This is a genomic window from Pseudotabrizicola formosa, assembly GCF_002900965.1.
In the GTDB taxonomy this organism is placed as follows: Bacteria; Pseudomonadota; Alphaproteobacteria; order Rhodobacterales; family Rhodobacteraceae; genus Pseudotabrizicola; species Pseudotabrizicola formosa.
The window spans coordinates 477625-494224 of sequence record NZ_PJOM01000003.1; the positions used below are offsets into that span (position 1 = coordinate 477625).

Sequence of the window (16600 nt, forward strand, 5' to 3'; positions counted from 1 at the left end):
CGCGGTAGATTTCCCTTATTTTGCCGCGCTCTTGCCACATCCTCTGGGCAGCGTCCTGTCTGCGAGAGGGTCGCGAGGGATACACCATGGCCTTGGCCTATGACTTTGACATTTTCAGGATCGTCCCTGATTTCGGGCCATCAGATCCGGCGCTTGCCGGGCTCTTGAAGGATGTGGGTGTCGCAGGGCCGCAGGATGCCGCCACGGTCGCTCTGTTTCGGGACCCGCGCACCGCCGCGGCGCTGCGCCGTGCGCCTTCCGGCCTGCGCAGTTATCTGCTGGACTCGGGCTTCGGGTTGAACACCTACTCCTCCGGTGCCCCGGCTGGCCGATACCCGCCCGGCGATGAAGCCGCGCGGCTGGACCTGATCCAGCGGCTGGCCGAAAATGCCCCCCGCTTTGCCTTGCCCCGGCCCGAGGACTGTGCCGAGGGCGGCGATGTGTTTCGTCTGGGAGCCTTTCTGGAGGCATTGGAGGCGGCGCGTCCCGATGACAGCGCGGCCGCAGGTACCCCGGTGCGGAATCCAAACCCCGATCAAAGCGCTGGGCGTGTGCTGCCCCGCCGCGGCTCTGCACCACCCCGGTTTGAAACGCAGCCCCTGAGCGATGCGCCGCCACCGGCCGCCCAAAGCCCGGCCCGCCTGAATTTCTGGCAAAGCCGGTATTTCCGGATCGCTGCCGCCGCCGTTCTGATGCTTGGGGCGATGCAGATGGTCAGCGGCCCGGCACTTTCCGTCATTGCCAGCCTGTAAGCGATGTACAGCCGGGCGTGTGGCACCGTCGCCCCTTTCCATCGCCGCGCCCCGGCGCTAGCGTGCAGCCGGAATGTCATGGGGACCGTGAAATGACCTATTGTGTCGGACTTTTGCTCAACGAAGGCATGGTGCTGCTGTCCGATACGCGCACCAATGCCGGTCTCGACAACATTTCCACCTACCGGAAAATGTTCCATTTCGAAAACCCGGGCGAACGGATCATCACCGTGCTGACCGCCGGAAGCCTGTCGGTGACTCAGACCACCATCGCTCGCCTGCGCGATGCCATTGACAGTCCTGATGCCACGCCGCAGACGTCGGTCCTGCTGGCACCCACGATGCTGGCTGTAGCGGAAATCATCGGTGATGTGCTGGCAAAGGTCCGGCGCGACATCGATGAGAAGCTGTCGATGTCACAGGGGGCCAGTGCAACGATGATCGTGGCCGGCCAGCGCAAGGGCGGCGGCATGCGGATGTTTCTGATCTATCCAGAAGGCAATTTCATCGAGGCGACAGAAGACACGCCCTTCCTTCAGATCGGCGAGCACAAATATGGCAAGCCCATTCTCGACCGGGTGGTAAAACCCAGCACATCGCTTGGCGACGCGCAAAAGGCCGTGCTGCTGTCAATGGATTCCACGCTGCGGTCCAACCTGTCGGTTGGCATGCCGCTGGATCTGTGCGTCATCAACCGTGACGAATTCCGTATCTGCACCCTGCGCCGGATCGAGGCGGGGGACGAATCCTTTCGTGCCATGAGCGACGCCTGGTCCCATGCCTTGCGTGACGGTTTCAGCCAGATCACGATCTGACCTGCCGGTGCCCCGGCAGCCCCGTCAGCGATTTGAGTCAAACAGGCCGGCCGTCAGATCAAAGAACCGTTTGCGCCGATCTGGCGTTTCCATCGGGATCTCATGCTCGGCCCCCACGAACATTTCCAGCCGTCCACCGCGCCATCCGGCCATTCGAAGGTGGATGGGGGCCAGATCCACCACCTTTTCTGCCGTGCCCAAAGCGGTCAGCGCCGGATAATCCGGGGCGGGGGCCAGCGCCAGTTCACGGCACTCCGCCAGGGCAGCCTGAAGCCAGCCCATGCTGGGACCGGCAAGCGCCAGCTCGGGCCGCTCTGTCACCTGACGCTTCATGTAGCGCCACATCCCGGGGTCAGTGGTCAGCACATTGCCGCCAAAGTCCGCCTCTGCGATATAGCTTTTGTCCGATGTACTGGGTGCAAGCCGGTGTGACTGCCCGAACCAGCCCGAGAGCTGCGCCATCGGCTGCACAAGGGGCCGCATCCAGGACGCCATGGCAATGCCCCACATCGGGGCCGAAAACGAGGCGGCTTTTACCGGCAAGCCGGATATCAAGGCGCGCAGGGCGATGGCACCGCCCATCGAATGCGAAAGAAGATACAAGGGTTCGGGCAAGCCAAGCCGCCGGATCAGCCCCAGAACAGCCTGCACATCCCGTTGGTAATCCTGAAACCGGGCCACATGGCCCAGCATGCGGTTGTCCAGCATCCGGTCGGCAAGACCCTGCCCGCGCCAGTCAATCGCCACCGTCGCATAGCCGCGGGCCTGCAGATCTGCGGCGGCCAGCCCGTATTTCTCGACATATTCCGTGCGGCCGGGAAACAGCAGCACGGTCCCTTTCGTCCCCATCGGCCAGACACCGGCACGGATGCGCAGCCTGTCCTCGGTGACAAGCCAGAACGCCTCCCCGCCCTCTGGGCCAAGGGCGAGGTCGGCGTAGAATGGTGCAGTGAGCAGCGGCCCCTCTGTCACCCCAGAACCGATCCCAGTTTCATCGCCAGACCCATGCTGCCATCCACAGCCAGCTTGCCCTGCATGAAGGCCATTGTCGGGTTCAGGTCGCCATCCAGAATGCGCTTGAACACATCGGCACTGGCCGTCATCGTCACTTCGGCCGGTTCGTCGCCGGCACGCACGCCGGTCGGGTCCAGCATGATCGCGCCTTCGCCTTCGATCACGAATTTTGCGACACCGTCAAAGCCGCCAGACAGCTTTTTCGACAGCACTTCGACGGCTTCTGTTACCACGTCGCTCATGTAACGTCCTCTCTGCCTTGTGACGGCTTGGATATGGTGTTCTTGCGCCAATGCGCTACCATCATCATATGAAAGTTCATCGTCAGTTTCTCAATCCTACCGTTGCGGCACTTCTTGCAGTTTTTCTGCTGGCGACGCCCGTTGTCGCGGAAGAACCGCTTGACGGGCTTTTCGACCGGCTGAAATCTGCCGATGCCCGCGCCGCCGCCAGGCTGGAGCGTGAGATCTGGAACGAATGGTCCAAAAGCGGCTCGCCCGCGATGGATCTGTTGTTGCAACGCGGGCGTGATGCGTTGGCCGCAGGCAACCCGGGTGAGGCGATTGATCATCTGACCGCGCTGACCGATCATGCCCCGGATTTTGCCGAAGGCTGGAACGCCCGGGCCACCGCCTATTACCAGGCCGGCCAGTTCGGCCCATCCATTGCGGACATTGCCCGAACGCTCACCCTGAATGACCGGCATTTTGGGGCGATGGCGGGACTGGGCGCGATGTATGAAGAGTTGGACAATCCGCAAAAGGCGCTTGAGGTGTACCGCGCCGCTTTGGCTATACATCCCAACCTGCGCGGCGTATCAGAGGCGGTAGAGCGGCTGGAGGCAAAGGTCGCGGGCACCGATCTGTAACGGCAGGGCGTAAAGGCACCGAAAGCATGAGCGCGACCACCGGCCGGGTCACGGCAGTCCTTGGGCCGACCAACACCGGCAAGACGCATTACGCCATCGACCGGATGCTGGGCCACCGCACCGGCGTCATCGGTCTGCCGCTGCGTCTGCTGGCACGCGAAGTCTATGACCGCATCGTCGCCTTGCGCGGGCCATCGGTGGTGGCGCTGGTGACAGGGGAAGAGCGCATCGTGCCAGACCGCACGCAATACTGGGTCTGCACGGTCGAGGCGATGCCGCTGGAAATCGGCGCGGATTTTGTGGCGATCGACGAAATCCAGCTTTGTGCCGATCCGGATCGGGGCCATGTCTTCACCGACCGTCTGCTGCGGGCGCGCGGGTTGCATGAAACGCTCTTTCTGGGGGCCGAAACCATGCGCCCGGCGATTGCAGGTCTGGTGCAGGGCGTGACCTTCCTGAAGCGCGAGCGGTTCAGCACTCTGACCTATACGGGTTCGAAAAAGATAAGCCGGATGCCGCCACGCAGCGCCATTGTCGGCTTTTCGGTTGAAAACGTCTATGCCATTGCCGAACTGATCCGCCGTCAAAAGGGGGGGTGCGCGGTGGTGATGGGCGCGCTCTCCCCCCGGACCCGGAATGCCCAGGTGGCGCTGTATCAGAACGGCGATGTCGATTATCTGGTCGCCACCGATGCCATCGGCATGGGTCTGAACCTGGACATCAAGCATATCGCCTTTTCCGCCACTTCCAAATTCGATGGCCGCCGCATGCGCGCGCTCTATCCACAAGAGCTGGCGCAGATCGCGGGCCGGGCCGGACGGCACACGGAAAACGGCACCTTCGGGGTGACGGGCGAGGCCCGGCCCTTTGACGAAGAGATCATCGAGGCCATCGAAAACCATCAGTTCGCCCCGGTGCGCAAATTGATGTGGCGCAACCATGCGCTCGATTTCGGCACGGCCGACCGCCTGATCCGAAGTCTTGAAGAGCATACATCCAACGAATGGCTGACCCGCGCCCGCGATGCCGATGATGTGCTGGCACTCAAGGCGCTGGTGGAAATGGCCGAGGTGCGCGACCGCCTGACCAGCCCCAAGCGCGTGCAACTGCTGTGGGATGTCTGCCGCATCCCCGATTTCCGCGGGTCAAGTGACAGCGACCATGCGGGCCTTCTGGCGCGCATCTTCGAATACCTTTGCGGTCGGGGGCTGGGCGGGGGCAGGGTCCCTTCGGACTGGATCGGCAAGGCTGTCGCGCGCATCGACCGGACCGATGGCGATATTGATGCCATTTCCAAACGTTTGGCGTATATTCGCACCTGGACCTATATTGCGCAGCGCAAAGGCTGGGTCGATGACGAAAGCCATTGGCGCGACGAGACGCGCGCTGTAGAAGACCGCCTGTCAGATGCATTGCACGCAAGACTGACGCAGAGATTTGTAGACCGGCGGACAAGTGTGCTGCTTCGCCGGTTGAAGCAGAAGGAGACCCTCGTGGCCGAGGTGAATGACAAAGGCGAAGTGACGGTTGAGGGCGAGTTTGTCGGCAAGCTGGAGGGATTCCGGTTCCGCCAGGATGCCAGCACGTCACCTGACGAGGCAAAGGTGATGGCGCAGGCTGCCGTTCAGGCGCTCAAGCCGGAATTCCACCTGCGGGCGGATCGTTTCTACAACGCACCCGATACCGAGATGGATTTCACCGAGCAGGGGGGGCTGATGTGGGGCACCACCGCTGTCGGCAAGCTGGTCAAGGGGGCCGAGGCGCTGCGCCCGTCGGTCGAGGCTTTCGTCGATGACGAGGCCGGCTTCGAGGTTGCCGAAAAGGTCCGTCGTCGCCTGCAGCATTTCATCGACCGCAAGGTGGCGGCGCAGTTCGAGCCGCTGGCCGCCATGAGCCGCGATGAAGCGCTGACCGGGCTGGCGCGCGGCTTTGCTTTCCGTCTGGTCGAAGGCCTGGGCGTGCTGCCGCGCGACGTGGTGGCAAATGATGTCAAGGAACTGGACCAGGAGGCGCGCGGTGCTCTGCGCAAGCATGGGGTGCGCTTTGGCCAGTTCACCATCTTCCTGCCGTTGCTGTTGAAGCCCGCACCCACACGGTTGCGTCTGGTGCTGTGGTCGCTGTGGAACGGTCTGGACGAATTTCCCGAAAGTCCGCCCCCCGGTCTGGTCACCATCCCGAATGTGGCCGAGGTGCCCAAGGCGCATTACACGCTGGCCGGTTACCACCCGGCTGGCAGCCGCGCGATCCGCATTGATATGCTGGAACGTCTGGCCGATATCCTGCGCCAGAAAGACAGCCGCGCCGGGTTTGAGGCAACGCCCGACATGCTGTCGATCACGGGCATGACGCTGGACCAATTCGCCGATCTGATGGCTGGTCTGGGCTACAAGGGCGAAAAGGCTGAACGTCCCAAGGTCAAGGCTGCAGAGCCGGCGGTGGTGTTGCCCACGGTCGATCCCGAGCTGCCGCAGAACCCGATTCCCGAGGAAGTGTCGGTGCTGGCTCCGGTGCCAGAGGCTGCGCCGGAGGCCCCAGAGGCCGAGGCCGCCGCACCTGAGATGGAGTCGTTTTACACCTTCACCTGGGCCCCCAAGCCGCGCAATGCCCGCCCGGAACGCGGCCCTCGTCCGCAGGGTGACCGGCGCGAGCGTCCGCAAGCAGACCGTCCGCAAGGTGACAGCCCGCAGGCGGATCGCCCCAAGAGAGACCGCCCGCGCGGCGACAAACCGCAGGGGGACAGGCCGCAAGGGGATAGGCCGCAGGGCGACCGTGGGCCGCGTCCGCAGGGGGATGGCAAACCCCATGCCAAGGGTGACCGTGGCAAGCCCAAGGGCAAGGGCGACCGCCCCGACCGGAACGATGCCAACAAGCCACGTCAGTTCGAGGCCCGCCCACAGCGTGCCGACAAACCGATCGACCCGGACAACCCCTTTGCCGCACTGCTTGCACTGAAGGGCAAGGTCTGACGCTTGGCCGGGCCGGGGGCGAAACCCGCGCCCGATGCCCGGCCGCGTCTGCGGCTGGACAAATGGCTCTGGCAGGCGCGGTTCTTCAAATCGCGCGGCCTGTCTGCCGAGGTGATCGAAAGCGGACATTGCCGCGTGAATGGTCAGCGCACGAAAAAGCCCGGCCACGGCATTTGCATCGGGGATGTGCTGACCTTTGTTCAAGGCCAGCAGGTCCGGGTCATCAAGGTTCAGGCGCTTGGGCTGCGGCGCGGCCCGGCTGCCGAGGCGCAATCGCTTTATCTCGACCTTGACCCACCCCCGCTGCCAGAGGCGCTTGAATGATCCTCCGGCTTGCTCTAGCTAGTGACCCGACCCAGCCAAAGGCCTGATCCGATGACTTATGTGGTGATTGATAACTGCATTGCCTGCAAATACACCGACTGCGTAGAAGTCTGTCCGGTGGACTGCTTTTACGAAGGCGAGAATATGCTGGTCATTCACCCGGATGAATGCATCGACTGTGGCGTGTGCGAACCTGAATGTCCTGCCGACGCCATTCGCCCGGATACGGAACCGGATATGGACGCCTGGGTATCGTTCAACCGCAAGTACTCCGAAATGTGGCCGGTGATCACAGTGCGCCGCGACCCCTTGCCCGAGGCAGAGGCGCGGGATGGCGAAAAGGACAAGCGCGAGAAGTATTTCTCGGAAGCGCCGGGCGAAGGCAGCTGACGTCGGCGCGGCTTAACCGCGCGTGACGGTAGCGCCCTCACAGGCAGTGATTCGGCAACGCTGCAACCTTGATTCGGCGCTGCCTAAAAAAGGCCAATGATTTCAACAGTGGATGCCCGACGCGCTCTGATTTGGAGCAGTTGGAATCAGGTGAAATTTGTGCTATACATATATGACAAACAATCATGGACGCCTGACCTCCGCTCAGCGCTGCTCGCCTGAGATGGAAATTCTTGTGACATCTGCTGCCGCATCGCCGGACCTTTTCAGGTCTAGGCGGTTCTTTTGTCGCCAGAGGGCCTCCGCTGTTAGGAAGCGACTGAATGACCAAGTCCAAAAGACCCGAGTTCCGCCCGAATGAATTCGTTGTATATCCCGCTCATGGCGTGGGCAAGATCATGTCCATCGAAGAGCAGGAAATTGCCGGGTTCAAGCTGGAGCTGTTCGTCATCACCTTCGAAAAGGACAAGATGACACTGCGGGTTCCCACCCATAAGGCCACCGAAATCGGCATGCGCGCGCTGTCGGCCCCCGATGTGGTGTCCAAGGCGCTGGATACGCTGAAGGGCAAGGCCAAGGTCAAGCGGGCCATGTGGTCCCGCCGCGCGCAGGAATATGAACAAAAGATCAACTCCGGTGACCTGATGGCCATTGCCGAGGTGGTGCGCGACCTGCATCGCAGCGATGACCAGCGTGAGCAGTCGTATTCTGAGCGGCAGCTGTACGAAGCCGCCCTCGAGCGTCTGACCCGCGAAGTTGCTGCCGTGTCCGGCATCGATGCAGGCTCTGCCGCGAAAACGGTCGATGACGTTCTGGTCAGCCGCGCAGCGTAACTCATCCTAGGTATTTGGAAACGGCGGCCCTTGGGGCCGCCGTTTTCATGCCAGCATGGCCGCCGCAGTGGCCAGTGCCGCCAGATGGGCAAGCTGTTGGCTTGCTCCAAGAATATCCCCGGTTTGCCCCCCGATCCGCGCCTGCGCCAGCACGGCAACCATCAGAGAGGCAACCGCTGCGGCCCCGATCATCCCCCCGGCCACCAGCCCCAGCGGCCCTGCAATCCCCATCGCCACCGCCACCGCGCACAGTGCCGCCAGCCGCGATGGCCGCCCCACACTGCGCGACAAGCCGTCCGCCCGTGCATGGGGCAGGGCCGCCATGATGACTGCCATAGGGGCACGGGAGATCACCGCCGCCGCCACAATCGCCCCATAGGCTTCGGCGGTCAGCAAGGCCCCAAGCGCCGACCAGGATGCCAGTGTCACCAGCAGAAGCGCCAGCGTGCCATAGCTGCCGATCTGGCTGTCTTTCATGATGCTCAACCGTCGTTCGCGCGTCCAACCGCCGAACAGCCCGTCGGCGGTATCCGCCAGCCCGTCTTCGTGCAGCGCACCCGTCGCCATGGCCCCCACCGCCAGCACCAGCGCCGCCGCCAGCCCGACAGGCAGGCCGACCGCCATCGCGCCCCAGCCGGCGGCCATCGCCAGCGCGCCCACCACCAGCCCGACCAGCGGCCAGGCCCAGCAGGCCGCGGCTCTGTGGTGGCGGGTCTGTGGCAAGGGCAGGCGGCTGAGCAGGCCGAAGGCCGAAGCCAGGTCGGCCAGGAGCCAGACAGGTCTGTCGCGTTCGGTGGTCACCCTGTCCCTTCCCGGCTGGAATCTTGTTGCGTCTGTCTGTAGCCAAGGGCTTAGCCCCTTGCAACGCAGGACCCTGTCCATGTTCACCTCGCCTGTCTGCTTTCGCGCCGCACTGGCCGCGCAACCCGGCACCGACACATCCGCCAGTGCTGCGGCGTCAGCCCGCAATGGCCAGCTGACCAAACCGCCCGGCGCGTTGGGACGGCTGGAAGATCTGGCGATCTGGCTGGCCGGATGGCAGGGGCGCGAGATGCCAAGCGCCGATGCGCCACAGGTGGTGATCTTTGCTGGCAATCACGGCGTCGCCGCGCGTGGCGTGTCTGCCTTTCCGGCCGAGGTGACGGCGCAGATGGTTGCGAATTTCCGGCATGGCGGCGCAGCCATCAACCAATTGTCGAAAGCCTTCGGCGCAGCGATGACCGTTCATGCCCTTGACCTTGATCACCCCACCGCCGATTTCACCCAAGGCCCGGCGATGACCGAGACAGAGGTGATGACAGCCTTGACGATCGGTTGGGACGCGGTTGACCCAAAGGCCGACCTGCTGGTGACCGGCGAGATGGGCATCGGCAACACCACCTCTGCTGCCGCTATCGCGGCGGCTCTGCTGGGCGGTGCGGTCGAAGACTGGGTGGGGCGCGGCACGGGCGTGGATGACCATGGCCTTGCCCGCAAGGCCGCGGCTGTCCGCGCGGGGCTTGCCACCCATGCGGCGCTGCTGTCAGATCCGTTGCAGGTGTTGCGCTGCCTTGGCGGGCGCGAGATTGCCGCCATGGCCGGGGCCATCGCCCGCGCTCGGGCTGAGCGCATTGCGGTGGTGCTGGACGGTTTCATCTGCTGCGCCGCCGCCTTAGTGCTGCAACAGACGCAGCCCGGTGCGCTCGATCATTGCCTTGCCGGCCATGTCAGCGCCGACGTAGGCCATGGTCGCCTGTTGGCCGCACTCGACAAGAAGCCGCTGCTTGACCTTGGTCTGCGGCTTGGCGAGGGCTCGGGCGCGGCACTGGCCTTGGGGATCGTTAAGGGGGCTGTCGCCTGCCATTCGGGAATGGCGACCTTTGCCGAAGCCGGGGTCAGCGGGGCCTGAACTCTTGGGGAAAGGCTCAGCCCTTTGGCATTGCAAGGGCCAACATCCGTCCACCCTTCTGATAGCGCACTTCCGATGCGGTGATCGCCTGGACCCGGCCACCATCCAGATTGTCGCCGACGCCCACCTTCCGGTAGCGGCCATTCGCTTGGCGCACCAGGGCATAGCGGTTGGATTGCGTGCCATAGACCCCGATCAGATTGATCTTCGACAGGTTGATCGCATTCACGAAAGTCGCCTGCTTGGCAACATTGGCGCGGGTTGGAATGCGCGGGGCGGCACTTGCGACTTCGGGTTCGTCATCCGCCTCATCTGCAGCAGGGCCAGAGCGGGCCGCAGGGGCTGCGGTCGAGGCAGAGGCCAGCACATCCGGCGCAGCGCGGCGGGTGGCTGCGGCGACGGCCGCCTCGACAGCGCTGCTCAGATCGCGCGGGCGTGGGGCAGGGACGCGCGACACCGATACGGCCAGCGGGCTGATGCTTCCGTCACTTGCGGCCTCGGCCACGGCCATCTGCACTGCCAGCGATGCAGACTCGGAGGCCTGGCGTGCCGCTTCGCCCGCTGCAAGAATTGCAGCAGGGCGCAAACGCGGGCGCAGGCTGGCGAAGCGGCTGTCCTCGGCCGGGGCCAGCGAAGCGTCATCCTCACCCGAGGCTTGCGCGGCAAGCCCTTCGGGACGCGAGCGCGGGCGAGCATTTGCCAGGGCCGGGTCCGCGGCAAAGGTCTGTGCAGGCAGCAGATCGCCATCGGCGGGCGGGGCTGTTGCCTCGGCTACGGCACTGGTGATTGCCGCCGTTGATGCATTTCCTGCCTCGGCCGGGGCGGCTGGCGTCTCGGCCAGCGCAGCCGCCGCAGCGGGACGGGGCGGTGGCACGACCGACGGCGGGCCCGCCACCAGCCGCACCCCTTCGGGCGTCATGATCCCTTCGGCGGTCGGCACGATGCGGCCATCGGCGTCAAACTGATACACTGTGCCAAAGGGCGGGGGCGGCATCTGGGCTGCGGGTGGCGCATCGCCCTGCGCCGCAGGCGCGGGCAGCACCAGCGGATCGCTCAACGCGGGAGGCACATCCATGCCAGCCAGAAAAATCTCGTCCTGATTGGCCGGGTCGGGCTGGGTTGCCTCGGCGACCACATCCTGCATGCCGGTCTGCGGTGCGGGTTCCGCGCTGACAGGTTCTGCGACAGCGGGGTCCGCAGCGCCTGGCTCTGCGACGGCACTCTCTGGCGCGGGTGTGATCTCGGCCAGATTGTCTACCGGTGCGACGCCGACCGCTTCTTCCGTCGCCGTCAGATCCACATCGACGGGCAGATCCGCGGGGTCTTGCAGATCGGCCAACATCTCGGCCTCTGCAGCCGGCACCTGACCATCTGCAAGCGCTTCGTCATCGACGGTGGCAACCTGCACTTCGGTTGCCGGATCATCGCCACCGGCGATGATGAAGGATGACCAGGCCGCAACCAGCGCCAGCAGCAGCAGCAGCACCGCCGTCAGGATCAGCCCCAGATACTTCGGCTTGCCCCGCTGCGGCATCGTCCGCGCGCTCAGACCCTTGGCGATCGCATCCGGCGACACCGGTTGCTGACGCCCCAGCGACTGGGACGCCGCCCGGACCGTGGCCGCAGATCCATCCAGCGGTGCCGCAAGGGTCGATCCGGCGGTCAGGGCGGCGGGGCGGACCCCGCTGGCTGTCGCACCATTCAGGGTCGGTTTTTTCTTTCGGGTGCCCGGAATGCTGGGGGCAGTCACAAGCCCGCCAAGACCGCGAAACCCCTTGCCCGTCTTGCCCGCGACCGCCGCCGAAGGCGTCGGCGGGTCGCCGGGCAGGCGGGGCGGCGGTGGCACCGGATCGTCATAGCTGAACTTCGGGGCGGGTCGGGCGGCGGCGGGCCGCTCTACCACGGGCTTGGGCGGCGCGGCGGGGCGTGCGACGCTTGGTTCGGCCGGCCGGGCGGGGGCCGTGTCAGACCCCGTCGCAGCCCCCAAGGGGCGCGGCTGACCCTCCTGCCTGCGGCTGGCAAATGCGGTCAGCGCTGCTGCCGAAGGCGGCGGCGGCAGATCGTCGTCGGCGGGGGCCTGACGGGAGGCCAGAACCGAAGCGCGTGCGCCCGGCGGCATGGGCGGCACATCATCAAAACCGTCTTCGGCCGGCACATCCACCGCCATCGGGGCTTCCGACTCTTCTGCCTTGGTCTTTGCTGCGACCTGATCCGGACGAGCTTTTGCCTCTGCCTCTGCCTTTGGCTCTGGCGTGGCCCGCCGCGCAGACGGCAAGATGTCCTGACCCCGCGAGGCAGCGGTGAACTGCGGCCCGGAAGGCGCTGGCGGGGGAAGGTCGGGCTCGGTCACCGGACTGGCAGGCGGAGCGTGGGGTGGGGCCTGCGGCGGCAGATCAGGCTCTGGGGTGGGGCCGGGAACAGGCTCTGGCGTCGGTGCCGGCTCTGGCAGGCCGGGATCGGGCATTTCAGGTTCCGGCGCACTGGGGCCCGGCATCTCTGGCCCTGGCAGATCGGCAGCCGTCGCTGGCGCAGGCTCTGCGACCGGTGCATCGGCAAGCGGTGCCGGCGCGACGCTTGGTTCAGCGGCCGATGGCTGTGCGGGGGCCCCTGCAAACGCTGCCGGTTCCTCGGCAAAGGCCGCCACTTTGGCCTGCGGCTGTTCTTGCCCGATGACCTTGACGGGTGCCGGGTCCGGCTCGACCTTCTCACCTGCCTTCACCAGGCTGGGGGCCAGGGTTGAGGGGCCAAAGAACGGCTCCTTGTCAAACCCGGTCTCCGGGCGGGCGACGAAGGCCACCGGGTTGAACTTATGCTCGGTGGCAAAAGCTTCGGCCTCGCTCAGGGTTTCGCGGGCCACAACCGCCACGGTCACCATCGGCCCTGTGCCCGACCAGTCATAAATCAGCTCATCCAGCGTATAGGGCGTGCGCCCGTCCAGCGCTGCCTCGATCTGCGCGCGGCGGCTGGCGTCATCCGGACCCGCTGCCTCAATCTGCAGATACAGGATCTGAGACTCGGGGATGATCAGCTTGGTGGTGATGCCCTTGGGCGACTCTGCCTCGGCGCGGCTGCGCAGATCGTCCAGCGCGGCTGCCAGGTCGGGCGTGTCAAAGGCCACAGATCCCAGATCGCGCCACCCCCCGGATGTCCGGTGCAGGAGCGTGATGCTGTCTTCGGTCAAGTTCAGGGCAAAACTGGGTGTCATGTTCGGCTTCTAGCATCATGAGGCAAGATGCGGGAACCGCGTCTTGCTGGCTAAGTCTTTCCTACAGCAGCTTTCCGCCGAAAGAAAGAAAAAGCCCCGTGATGCGCCAAGGATCGCCTTGCGGCGCGCGTTCCATAGCCGGAAACTGATTGCAGCCTTTTGGAGAACACCTCATGCGCATTCTGAACGCCGCCCTTGTCGCCACCCTGCTTTCGGCCACCGCGCTGACGGCGGTGCAGGCACAGACCACCGCGCCCACCGCGCAGATCACCGTGACCGGCGAAGGCGTGGTCGATGGAATTCCTGACATTGCCACCCTGTCGCTGGGGGTCACCACCACGGGCGAAACGGCGGCCGCCGCCATGGCCGGCAACACCGAGGCGCTCACTGCGGTCATGGCGCGGCTGAAAGCGGCGGGCATCGCCGACCGTGACATGCAGACCACCAATTTGTCGGTCAATCCAAACTGGACAGGATATGACAACGGTGCACGCCAACGCATCGACGGCTACACTGCGTCAAATCAGCTTACCGTCCGCATCCGCGATCTGGACGGGCTGGGCCAAGTGTTGGACGCCGCCATTCAGGATGGGGCCAATACCCTGAACGGGTTGAGCTTCGGCCTGTCCGAACCGCGCCCTGCACTGGACGCCGCCCGCAAGGCGGCGGTCGAAGATGCCCGCGCCCGCGCCACGCTGTTGGTCGAGGCGGCGGGGGCCAGCCTGGGACCGATCGTATCGATCACCGAAGGTGGCGGGTACATGCCGCCTCAGCCGATGTTCCGCCAGTCTGCTGATTCAGCCGGAGCGGTCCCGGTCGCGGCTGGCGAAGTCGCCACCACCGCCTCGGTCACCATCGTCTTCGAGATCGCGCAATAGCCGCGCGTCACAATCTGCCGGGCGCATCTGCGCTGCTCCCGGCAGATTGATTTCGGATCAACCTGTTACGAGCCAAAGCTCAGGCAAGCGCTGCCGTCATGGCCTGATCCAGATCGGCTATGATATCGGCCAGATCCTCGATCCCGATCGACAGCCGCACCACATTTGGTCCGGCCCCGGCCCTGATCTGGTCGGCCTCTGGCAACTGGCGATGTGTGGTCGATGCCGGGTGGATGATCAGGCTGCGGGTGTCCCCCAGATTGGCGACATGGCTGAACAGCTTCACGTTGTCGATCAGCTTGACGCAGGCGTCATAGCCGCCCTTCAGCCCAAAGGTGAACAGGGCTCCCGCGCCCTTCGGACAGATCCGGGGAATTCGGTCAGCATAGGGGCTGCTGTCCAGACCGGCATAGGTTACCATTTCGACCCGCGGATCAGCCTCCAGCCAGCGGGCCACGGCAACCGCGTTCTCCACATGCCGCTGCATCCGCAGCGACAAGGTTTCAATTCCCATCAGCGTGTAATGCGCGCCTTGCGGGTTCATCGTCATGCCCAGATCGCGCAGGCCCACGGCGATGGAATGGAAGGTGAAGGCCATCGCGCCAAGTGCCGGATGGAAGGCCAGCCCGTGATAGGCAGGCTCGGGGTCGGACAGGGACGGAAACTTGCCGCTGGCCGACCAGTCGAATTTCCCCGAATCGACCACCACACCACCGGTGACGGTGCCGTTGCCGGTCAGGTATTTGGTGGCCGAATGCACCACCAGCGTCGCGCCATGCTCAATCGGCTTGCACAGGTAAGGCGTGGCCGTGGTATTGTCGACGATCAGCGGCAGGCCGACCTTGTCGGCAATCGCGGCAATCGCATCCAGATCGGTGATATAGCCACCCGGATTGGCGATGGTTTCGCAGAAAATCGCGCGGGTGTTGTCATCCACCGCCGCTTCCACCGCTGCCAGATCGTCGAAATCGACAAATTTGGCAGACCAGCCAAAGCGCTTGATGGTCTGGCTGAACTGGGTCAGCGTACCGCCGTAAAGCCGGGTCGAGGCCACGACGTTCAGCCCCGGTCCCATCAGCGGAAACAGCGCCATGATCTGCGCCGCATGCCCCGATGAGCAACAGACCGCTCCGGCCCCGCCTTCCAGCGCGCAGACCCGGTTGGCCAGGGCCGATACGGTGGGGTTGGTCAGGCGGGAATAGATATTGCCCACCTCCTGCAGGTTGAACAATTTGGCTGCATGATCCGCATCGCGGAACACATAGGCCGTGGTCTGGTAGATCGGTACCTGCCGCGCGCCCGTCGCCGGGTCGGGCTCCGCCCCAGCATGAATCGCCAAGGTGTCAAAGCCGTAGCTGGATGTGTCTGTCATCTGATGTCCCCCCGTAATGGATGTGGCCGGACGCTACCGGGGATTGCGGCAGCCATCAACCGTTGCCATGGTTGAAAACAGGGGCGCTGGTGTGCATTGACCCTTTTCCGGATACGCCCCGAGGTGCCTGCGGCGCGTGCATTTGACAAAGGTTCATGGTGCAGCGGCCTGTACCGTCAGGCGCGTAGGTCCTTCGGGCTGCCCATCACCACAAAGGTGGTGATCGACCGGACCTGGGGCAAAACGCCCAGAACTTCGGTATGCCAGTGCTTGTAGGCCGTCAGATCCGCCGCCTCGACCCGCAGCAGGTATTCGACACTGCCGGTCACATTGTGACATTCGGTGACCTGGGGCGCGCGGGCGACGGCCCGTTCAAAGGCCTCTTGTGACTGCTTGGTGTGGGCGTTCAGCCCGACCGTGACATAGGCGATGAAACCCACGCCGATGGCTGCAGGGTCCAGCACGGCCCGGTACCCCCTGATCACGCCCTGCCGTTCCAGCTCTTGCACCCGACGCAGGGTGGCGGAAGCGGACAGGTTGATGCGCGCGGCAAGCTCCAGATTGGATTGCCGGCCATCGCGGGTCAGTTCGCGCAATATCTTTTCGTTAGTCTGGTCAATCTTCGTCATTTGTTGTGCTGTATCGCATGCCGCGCCGCAGTTCGCAATTTCATGCGGCAAGCGCCGTGCCAAAACTCCGTGATGACATATGACCTTCTGACCGCCTTGATCGGCTTTGCTTTCGTGACCTCGGTCACACCGGGACCGAACAATATGATGTTGTTGGCTTCTGGCGCGAATTTCGGATTTCGTCGCAGCTTGCCGCATATGCTGGGCATCAGCCTTGGCCATGCGCTGATGGTGCTTTTGCTGGGTCTGGGCTTGGCGCAGGTGTTTGTGATCCTGCCTGCGCTGGGACTGCTGTTAAAAATCGCCTCGGTTGGCTATATGCTGTGGCTGGCATGGAAGATCGCCCATGCTGCCGCGCCCAAAGAGGGCACGGTCGGCGGCCGCCCGTTCAGCTTTCTGCAAGCGGCGGCCTTCCAATGGGTGAACCCCAAGGCCTGGGCCATGGCGCTGACGGCGGTGACTGTCTATGCGGCCGGGCAGGGGGCGTGGGCGATGCTGACCGTCGCCATTGTGTTTGCGATGGTCAATCTGCCCTCGGTCTCGGTCTGGACGGTCGCGGGCCAGCAACTGCGGCGCTGGCTGACCACGAACCGGCGGTTGCAGGTGTTCAACTGGACGATGGCAGTCTTGCTGGTGGCATCGCTCTGGCCCATCCTGCGGCTTTAG

The 16600-nt window shown here is 64.6% G+C and carries 16 protein-coding genes; 10 read left to right on the top strand and 6 right to left on the bottom strand.

The window, feature by feature from the left end; genetic code table 11:
- Nucleotides 1-86: 86 nt before the first annotated feature.
- A complete protein-coding gene (locus CXR43_RS13510; protein WP_103334573.1) occupies nucleotides 87-752 on the top strand; it encodes a hypothetical protein in 666 nt (221 codons plus the stop codon).
- Nucleotides 753-844: 92 nt separating this feature from the next.
- Nucleotides 845-1567: an Ntn hydrolase family protein gene (locus CXR43_RS13515; RefSeq protein ID WP_103334574.1), complete on the top strand. Its 723-nt coding sequence runs from the start codon at nucleotides 845-847 to the stop codon at nucleotides 1565-1567.
- A gap of 24 nt (nucleotides 1568-1591) precedes the next feature.
- Here the strand turns inward: CXR43_RS13515 and CXR43_RS13520 are convergent, their stop codons facing one another.
- Both CXR43_RS13520 and CXR43_RS13525 read right to left on the bottom strand, forming a co-directional pair.
- Entirely contained in the window at nucleotides 1592-2539 is a 948-nt protein-coding gene (locus CXR43_RS13520; RefSeq protein ID WP_246831387.1) for an alpha/beta fold hydrolase, read from the bottom strand.
- Nucleotides 2536-2823: an SCP2 sterol-binding domain-containing protein gene (locus tag CXR43_RS13525; RefSeq protein ID WP_103334575.1), complete on the bottom strand. Its 288-nt coding sequence runs from the start codon at nucleotides 2821-2823 to the stop codon at nucleotides 2536-2538. Before CXR43_RS13525 ends, CXR43_RS13520 begins: the two co-directional genes overlap by 4 nt.
- Nucleotides 2824-2891: 68 nt before the next feature.
- On the opposite strand from CXR43_RS13525, the gene CXR43_RS13530 reads away from it, so the two are divergent.
- From CXR43_RS13530 to CXR43_RS13550, 5 genes are all read left to right on the top strand, one after another.
- Nucleotides 2892-3449 (top strand): tetratricopeptide repeat protein, encoded by a 558-nt coding sequence (locus tag CXR43_RS13530; RefSeq protein WP_103334744.1) that lies wholly within the window; start codon nucleotides 2892-2894, stop codon nucleotides 3447-3449.
- 26 nt (nucleotides 3450-3475) lie between these two features.
- Entirely contained in the window at nucleotides 3476-6415 is a 2940-nt protein-coding gene (locus tag CXR43_RS13535) for a helicase-related protein (protein ID WP_246831388.1), read from the top strand.
- 3 nt (nucleotides 6416-6418) lie between these two features.
- Nucleotides 6419-6739 (top strand): RNA-binding S4 domain-containing protein, encoded by a 321-nt coding sequence (locus CXR43_RS13540; RefSeq protein ID WP_103334576.1) that lies wholly within the window; start codon nucleotides 6419-6421, stop codon nucleotides 6737-6739.
- A gap of 51 nt (nucleotides 6740-6790) precedes the next feature.
- The gene (gene fdxA, locus CXR43_RS13545) at nucleotides 6791-7129 is read left to right on the top strand and encodes a ferredoxin FdxA (RefSeq protein WP_103334577.1); all 339 of its coding nucleotides are present in this window, start codon (nucleotides 6791-6793) and stop codon (nucleotides 7127-7129) included.
- Between the two features lie 323 nt (nucleotides 7130-7452).
- Nucleotides 7453-7962, top strand: coding sequence for a CarD family transcriptional regulator (locus tag CXR43_RS13550; protein ID WP_103334578.1), 510 nt, complete (start codon nucleotides 7453-7455; stop codon nucleotides 7960-7962).
- A 45-nt stretch (nucleotides 7963-8007) separates the two neighbouring features.
- Here CXR43_RS13550 and CXR43_RS13555 read toward each other — a convergent pair whose 3' ends face one another.
- Nucleotides 8008-8763 (bottom strand): adenosylcobinamide-GDP ribazoletransferase, encoded by a 756-nt coding sequence (locus tag CXR43_RS13555; protein ID WP_246831389.1) that lies wholly within the window; start codon nucleotides 8761-8763, stop codon nucleotides 8008-8010.
- Between the two features lie 79 nt (nucleotides 8764-8842).
- On the opposite strand from CXR43_RS13555, the gene cobT reads away from it, so the two are divergent.
- Nucleotides 8843-9850, top strand: a complete 1008-nt coding sequence (gene cobT, locus CXR43_RS13560; RefSeq protein ID WP_103334580.1) for a nicotinate-nucleotide--dimethylbenzimidazole phosphoribosyltransferase — start codon at nucleotides 8843-8845, stop codon at nucleotides 9848-9850.
- Nucleotides 9851-9866: 16 nt separating this feature from the next.
- Here cobT and CXR43_RS13565 read toward each other — a convergent pair whose 3' ends face one another.
- Nucleotides 9867-13055 carry a hypothetical protein gene (locus CXR43_RS13565; protein WP_103334581.1) on the bottom strand — a complete coding sequence of 1063 codons (3189 nt, stop codon included), beginning with the start codon at nucleotides 13053-13055 and terminating at the stop codon, nucleotides 9867-9869.
- Nucleotides 13056-13228: 173 nt separating this feature from the next.
- Here CXR43_RS13565 and CXR43_RS13570 point away from each other — a divergent pair, with 173 nt between their 5' ends.
- The gene (locus tag CXR43_RS13570) at nucleotides 13229-13933 is read left to right on the top strand and encodes an SIMPL domain-containing protein (protein WP_103334582.1); all 705 of its coding nucleotides are present in this window, start codon (nucleotides 13229-13231) and stop codon (nucleotides 13931-13933) included.
- 79 nt (nucleotides 13934-14012) lie between these two features.
- Here the strand turns inward: CXR43_RS13570 and CXR43_RS13575 are convergent, their stop codons facing one another.
- Both CXR43_RS13575 and CXR43_RS13580 read right to left on the bottom strand, forming a co-directional pair.
- Nucleotides 14013-15305 (bottom strand): O-acetylhomoserine aminocarboxypropyltransferase/cysteine synthase family protein, encoded by a 1293-nt coding sequence (locus CXR43_RS13575; RefSeq protein WP_103334583.1) that lies wholly within the window; start codon nucleotides 15303-15305, stop codon nucleotides 14013-14015.
- Nucleotides 15306-15481: 176 nt separating this feature from the next.
- A complete protein-coding gene (locus tag CXR43_RS13580; RefSeq protein ID WP_103334584.1) occupies nucleotides 15482-15934 on the bottom strand; it encodes an Lrp/AsnC family transcriptional regulator in 453 nt (150 codons plus the stop codon).
- 72 nt (nucleotides 15935-16006) lie between these two features.
- Here CXR43_RS13580 and CXR43_RS13585 point away from each other — a divergent pair, with 72 nt between their 5' ends.
- Nucleotides 16007-16600: a LysE family translocator gene (locus tag CXR43_RS13585; RefSeq protein ID WP_103334585.1), complete on the top strand. Its 594-nt coding sequence runs from the start codon at nucleotides 16007-16009 to the stop codon at nucleotides 16598-16600.